The 5,497-nt window shown below is 59.3% G+C and carries 5 protein-coding genes and 1 pseudogene; 3 read left to right on the top strand and 3 right to left on the bottom strand.

Translation table 11 applies throughout. From position 1 onward, the window contains the following. Nucleotides 1-350, bottom strand: a pseudogene (locus VMJ11_RS32420) (cell wall anchor protein); the annotation flags it as partial. A gap of 961 nt (nucleotides 351-1,311) precedes the next feature. On the opposite strand from VMJ11_RS32420, the gene VMJ11_RS32415 reads away from it, so the two are divergent. Further along, nucleotides 1,312-1,773: a helix-turn-helix domain-containing protein gene (locus tag VMJ11_RS32415; RefSeq protein ID WP_325625135.1), complete on the top strand. Its 462-nt coding sequence runs from the start codon at nucleotides 1,312-1,314 to the stop codon at nucleotides 1,771-1,773. Further along, entirely contained in the window at nucleotides 1,770-2,318 is a 549-nt protein-coding gene (locus VMJ11_RS32410) for an IS630 family transposase (RefSeq protein ID WP_325625134.1), read from the top strand. Before VMJ11_RS32415 ends, VMJ11_RS32410 begins: the two co-directional genes overlap by 4 nt. A gap of 536 nt (nucleotides 2,319-2,854) precedes the next feature. Here the strand turns inward: VMJ11_RS32410 and VMJ11_RS32405 are convergent. Together VMJ11_RS32405 and tnpA are read right to left on the bottom strand one after the other, a co-directional pair. Next, nucleotides 2,855-3,478 (bottom strand): ParB-like protein, encoded by a 624-nt coding sequence (locus tag VMJ11_RS32405; RefSeq protein ID WP_325625133.1) that lies wholly within the window; start codon nucleotides 3,476-3,478, stop codon nucleotides 2,855-2,857. Between the two features lie 359 nt (nucleotides 3,479-3,837). After that, complete coding sequence (tnpA, locus tag VMJ11_RS32400; protein WP_325625131.1) at nucleotides 3,838-4,254, bottom strand: IS200/IS605 family transposase; 417 nt, start codon at nucleotides 4,252-4,254, stop codon at nucleotides 3,838-3,840. 22 nt (nucleotides 4,255-4,276) lie between these two features. Between tnpA and VMJ11_RS32395 the strand changes: the two genes are divergently transcribed. After that, the gene (locus VMJ11_RS32395; protein WP_325625129.1) at nucleotides 4,277-5,491 is read left to right on the top strand and encodes a transposase; all 1,215 of its coding nucleotides are present in this window, start codon (nucleotides 4,277-4,279) and stop codon (nucleotides 5,489-5,491) included. Nucleotides 5,492-5,497 lie beyond the last annotated feature (6 nt).

Genomic DNA, 5,497 nt, shown 5'->3' with positions numbered 1-5,497 from the left:
CTTGCCAAAACCGAGTACATCGTCGCATTAACCCCGCTCGGGTCGGTCGCCACGATCAGGAAGGGTGCAGTCAGGCCGGTAATCGAAATCGAATAGTTGCCGTTCGAATCGCTAGTGGCCGTTGCTCTTTTACCCGTGGCGTCGAGCAGCGTAATATTCGCGCCGGGCAGAGCATCACCGACTGCTACCGTACCGGTCAAGGCCGATGCTGCTTGCGTCGACGGTTGCGGATTCGAGGTGCTTGATTGGGCGGGACTGCTGCCACCGCCGCCACCGCAGGCAGCTAGCGCAAAAGTCATCGCTGCACACAGCGCGAGGCGAGTCATCCCCGTACGGATCTTGTTGCTCATTTAGTTCCGGTCCTTGTATGTTGGACAGTTGATGAATCGAACTGCGAGTCGTGCTCGCCTGATGAATGGCGCGAGCTTGACCACTACAGCGTCACCTCCGTGACCGACCGGAAGACCAGGAGTCTGTCGGACTTTCCGCTGATACTTAAGGTCGTAATCAGACAGGTGCAAAGATGGATATTGCGCAAGCCGCGGTGACATGCGCGCCAGTGGTGCTGCCGGCTTGCCATACAAAATCCCGCCGCTTTCGCGCTCGCGGGCTCTCTTGTAACGTGGGTTTGATGCGAGCCAGTGGGATCAGGTCTCGCTTTCATATTGCAAATGTCGGCAAGGCCGAGGAAATCTTTAGTAACGTTTAAAAATTATTTTGCTGGCGCGCCTTGGGGGGGGGTAAGAGGTCGATCGGGTTCCTGTTTTCAAAACGTCACGTATCGCGATTAATGGCGACACAAAGTTTAAATATTCCAACAAATGGGATACTTAAACTTTGTGTCGCAATGGCGGTGCGAATACGGGCTGGGTCTACTGCCTACGGCCTGCTGTGGATTTCGCGATGCTTCGCGCGGAACCTGGATTAGAACAGCGCGTAAATATCCACGCCGCATACTCCTGGCACTCGTGCCAATGCATCGGATGCGCGTTCGCTTCAGACCAGCGACAGGTCCTGCCAGCGTCGCTGCTTTCGACAGTTTCACAAAGGGGTCCGCGATCCTGGCTAAATCCGCATGGGCGATTCGCCTGACCTTGTCCTCTGAGCAGTCATTTCGAAGATCCCGACAGCAACCGGATCCGGATACGTCGTCAGCGTAGTCCGTGCATCGGGAAACAGAACCCGTTCAAGCAGTTTGTCCCAATCGCCATGCGCCAACAGACGGCGACTTTTTTTATCGGAATAAGTGGTCCTGGTAAAACCCTTTGATTTTGGCTAACCTGGCACCTTTGGTCGAGACTCAGGTAGCGAATGAAGTGCGTCGTTGTGCTGAAGGCAGTCGAGGAGCTGACGTTGCAGCAGATGTCGATCAACCACCGTCACCAGGATACGCGCACGCGTGCTGCTGGCATGCTGATGCTGGGACGCAGAATCAAGCCCCGGGCGATTGCCGCGCAGCTCGGCGTGAGCACGCAGAGCGTCTACAACTGGTCTCACGCCTGGCGCGAGAGGGGCGTGTGCGGCTTGATGGGCAGTCACAACGGCGGTCGGCGGCCGCTGCTGTCCGAGGCGCAGATCGCTGTGGCCCTTGAAGTCGCGCGAGCCGAACCCCTGACCCTCGCGCGTATTGCGCAGCGTGTGGAAGCCGCGCTCAACGAACCATTGCCCTGCAAAATCGAAACGCTCGGCGAGGCGCTCAAGCGCGGTGGCTTCTCGTTCAAGCGCAACCGTTTCTCGCTCAAAAAAAACGTAACGAAGAGCAATTCGAGATGAAGCGAACCACGCTCGGCAAGCTCCAGCAGGCAGCACGCGAAAACGCCGTGCGCCTGCTGTATCTCGACGAGGCGGGCTTTCATGGATCGCCACCGGTGCAACGTAGCTGGTCACCACGGGGATTGCCTCACGAGATCGAGCCGAACCATCACTGCCGCCGCAGTGTCATCGGCGCACTGGACTTCGGCGCCAACGCGCTGATTCACGCCGCGCACTCCGGCACCGTCAAGGGCCCGGATATCGTGCGCTTTATCGATGGCGTGTTGGCCGGCCGCGACGGCCGCCCTGTAGTGATCGTGCTGGACAACGCCAGCATCCACCACGCGATCGACGAGGCCACGCGGGAGCGATGGCTGCTCGAACACAATGCACTCCTGTTTTACCTGCCCGCCTACAGTCCCGAACTGAACATGATCGAGATCGTCTGGCGGCATCTGAAATACCGATGGCGGCGCTTCGTCACTTGGACCAAGGAAACCATCGATGCCGAACTCTTGGGACTGCTCCGCGGTTACGGCTCCGATTTTCAAATCGATTTTTCGTGAACACTTACGTCAAGCAGAGATGCCCGATCTATCGGGGAGCAAAGCGCCGAAACCGGTAAGTCCTAAGCAATTCCTGACCATCGGAATGCTACGCTTTGGGCCTCGCAGGTATCCCGGATACCGCACTCGAAAGTTTTGGGAATAAATTTGCCGACGCTATATGCGCCGGCTCACCGGGAAGGCGATCGCGCGCCTTGAACGGATTCCTGCCCCTCCCGCCATAGCTCGAGCGATCAATGGACCGGATCGAACAAGAGGACGTCCCTGCTGTGCGATGCGACGCTTACGTTTTTCGTCTTCGCGGACGCGCCAGGCCGCTATGGCAACTTCGGTTCGCCTCGCGCGTTTGTCTCGCGTTTGTCGCGCGTGCCTGCGCGTACGCCATCGCCTACGCGCCTGGACTGTACAGCCCAGGCGCGCAGGGAAAAAACCAAAACCAGCGGTGTACTCGTGACCGGCACCTTCGCGCATACCGAGTCCCGCCTGTCGAGGTGACAACGCCGGGCCTCGTCCGGCGCAGCGCGGTCCGGCCGCCCTCAAGGGGTGGTAATCAGGCCCGACCAGCCCGGCAAGTAACGCGCCTCCGGTGTATGCGCCAAGGTCTTCGCCTGATCGACCGCCTTCGCAAAGTTCTTCGATATCTTGCTCTCGGACACCCGCGGCCGCAAAAAGTCAGCCCACAGAAATTCGCTGAAGGGCGTCGCATCCTTCGCATAGCCGCCTACCCGACGCAGTTCGCCGGCGAGGCTGCGATAGGGGTCGTCCGTCAAGCCGGTCACCGTCTTCGGCAGATGTTCGTAGTCGTATCGCGAGCCGTCGGCGCCGAACGGATGGACCCACTGGTTATGCTCCATCATGCGCCAGAAGATCGTGTTATCGAGCCACGACAGGTCCTTCAGCACCATCACCTTCACCTCCTTGACCTCCTCTTCGAGCAGCGCGAGTCCGAGATGATGATGGTCGACGATGTAGTGAAGGTTCTCCGGCCCCAGCACGGCCGGAAACCAGTGCGACGCAATCGCCTCGCTGCGCGCCTTCTTGCTGAGGGTCTTCCAGTGAGCGCGCTTTTCGGTGACTTCGCGGTAGCCCACCGTCATTTGCGTCGGGCGCAATGCCGTGAGCTTTGCCGGAATCAGATGAACGTCTCTATTAGGAACCATGGTCGACCTCAAAAAATTAGTTGAAATAGTGCCGCGAGCAACAATAGCGCGGATCGTTCATCACGTTAATACCTTCGGCTTGTAAGCCAGGAATGGTCCTTGCGCACGCGCATGCCGTCGGCTATAACTTGCGAAGATCGAGAGTGAGAGATCGCGCCCATCGTCGGGCATGGCAGTCACCGCGTTGAATCGAAGCCGTTCGCCATATCGGAGGACAAGGCAGTCAGGCAGAAAGCGATCGATCGCCGCATCGAGCCGGCCCGCAAGCAGGGCTTCGGTCCTTGATCAGATGCGCGTCAAACCTCGCCCTTCAGGGCGGGGAAGGATAGCGCGGACGGCGTAGCGGTCCTTCCAGGGAGTCAGTGCGGCGTACGCTGTTGCTCGATGTACTGGCGCACGACCGCGATGGGTGCGCCACCGCACGAACCCGCAAAGTAGGATGGCGACCAGAGTGCGCCGCCCCACAGCTTGCGCCGGATGGTCGGGTAGTTCTTCTGTCGAATCATTCGACTCGAAACGCCTTTCAGGCTGTTCACAAGTGCAGATACAGCCACCTTGGGAGGGTAGTTCACCAGCAAGTGAACGTGGTCGTCCTCGCCATCGAACTCCACCAACTCGGCCTCGAAGTCGGTGCACACCCTTGCGAACACGCTGCGCATGTCGGTCAATATTTCTTCGGTGAACACGCCGCGCCGGTATTTGGTCACGAAGACCAAGTGAACGTGCATTAAAAAAACGCAGTGCCGTCCGTGTCTAAGGTCATTGTCAGTATTCATAGACCAAAGTATATTTCTTGCTATGGAACGCCTTCAAGCCTTCAAATTCGAACTCATGCCGACCGGCGAGCAAGCGCGTAAGATGCGCCAGTTCGCGGGCGCGTGCCGGTTCGTCTACAACAAGGCACTGGCGTTCCAGAAAGAAAACCACGCAGCCGGGCAGAAGTTCGCCGGCTACATTGGCATGGCGAAGCGCCTGACTGAGTGGCGCAACAGCGCCGATACGCCGTGGCTGAAGGACGGCCCGGTACATACACAGCAGCACGCGCTAAAGCATCTCGAAGCGGCGTTCAAAAACTTCTTCGCTGGCCGCGCGTCGTTTCCGCAGTTCAAGCGCAAGGGCGTGAGCGACAGCTTCCTGTTCCCCGACAAAAATCAAATCGAAGTCGATGCAGGTAACGGGCGCATCAAGGTCCCGAAGCTCGGCTGGCTGCGCTACCGCAAGAGCCGCGAGGTACTCGGCGAAGTCCGCAGCGCGAGCGTGTCGCTGCGCGCGGGCAAGTGGTACGTGTCGATCCTCACGCGCCGCGAGGTACAGCAGCCGGTTCCGCACGGTCCGGCAGTCGCTATCGACGTGGGGGTGGCTCGCTTCGCCACTATGTCGGATGGCTCATATATCGCGCCGCTCGCGTCGTTCCGTAAGCACGAGCAACGGCTTGCGAAGTATCAGCGCCGGATGGCCCGTAAGGTCAAAGGAAGTAGCAACTGGAAGAAAGCGAAGTCTCGCATTCAGCGCATCCACGCGCGCATCGCGGACGCTCGCGCTGATTTTCTCCACAAGGCATCGACGGCTATCAGCAAAAACCACGCGATGATCGCGGTCGAGGACCTGAAAATCGGCAATATGTCGAAGTCGGCGAAAGGCACGGCAGATACGCCCGGGCGCAATGTCCGGGCGAAGTCCGGCCTCAACAAGTCGATTCTCGATCAGGGCTGGGGCGAGTTCCGCCGCCAACTCGAATACAAGACGGCGTGGCGCGGCGGTTTCTTCGTCGCCGTGGACCCCAGGAACACGAGCCGTACATGCCCGTGTTGTGGGCACGTTTCCAAGGAAAACAGAAAGACGCAAGCGCTGTTCAAGTGCGTCGAGTGCGGACACGAAGCAAACGCCGACCACGTTGGCGCGCTCAATGTTCTAGCGGCAGGGCATGCCGCGATGGCCTGTGGAGGGATGGCGCAGTCAGGCCGCCCGTCGAAGCAGGAACCCACCGAAGCGACTCAGGCTCTCGCAGCCTAAGCGCAG

It is taken from the genome of Paraburkholderia sp., from assembly GCF_035501035.1.
In the GTDB taxonomy this organism is placed as follows: Bacteria; Pseudomonadota; Gammaproteobacteria; order Burkholderiales; family Burkholderiaceae; genus Paraburkholderia.
Note: the sequence above shows the minus strand (reverse complement) of the source record. Positions and strands in the feature narration are given on the sequence as shown.

Bases quoted from the DNA above. Each gene is read 5' to 3' on its own strand.
- VMJ11_RS32415 (WP_325625135.1), top strand. From the start codon at position 1,312: ATGAAGTGCGTCGTTGTGCTGAAGGCAGTCGAGGAGCTGACGTTGCAG.
- tnpA (WP_325625131.1), bottom strand. From the start codon at position 4,254: ATGAATACTGACAATGACCTTAGACACGGACGGCACTGCGTTTTTTTA.
- VMJ11_RS32405 (WP_325625133.1), bottom strand. From the start codon at position 3,478: ATGGTTCCTAATAGAGACGTTCATCTGATTCCGGCAAAGCTCACGGCA.
- VMJ11_RS32410 (WP_325625134.1), top strand. From the start codon at position 1,770: ATGAAGCGAACCACGCTCGGCAAGCTCCAGCAGGCAGCACGCGAAAAC.
- VMJ11_RS32395 (WP_325625129.1), top strand. From the start codon at position 4,277: ATGGAACGCCTTCAAGCCTTCAAATTCGAACTCATGCCGACCGGCGAG.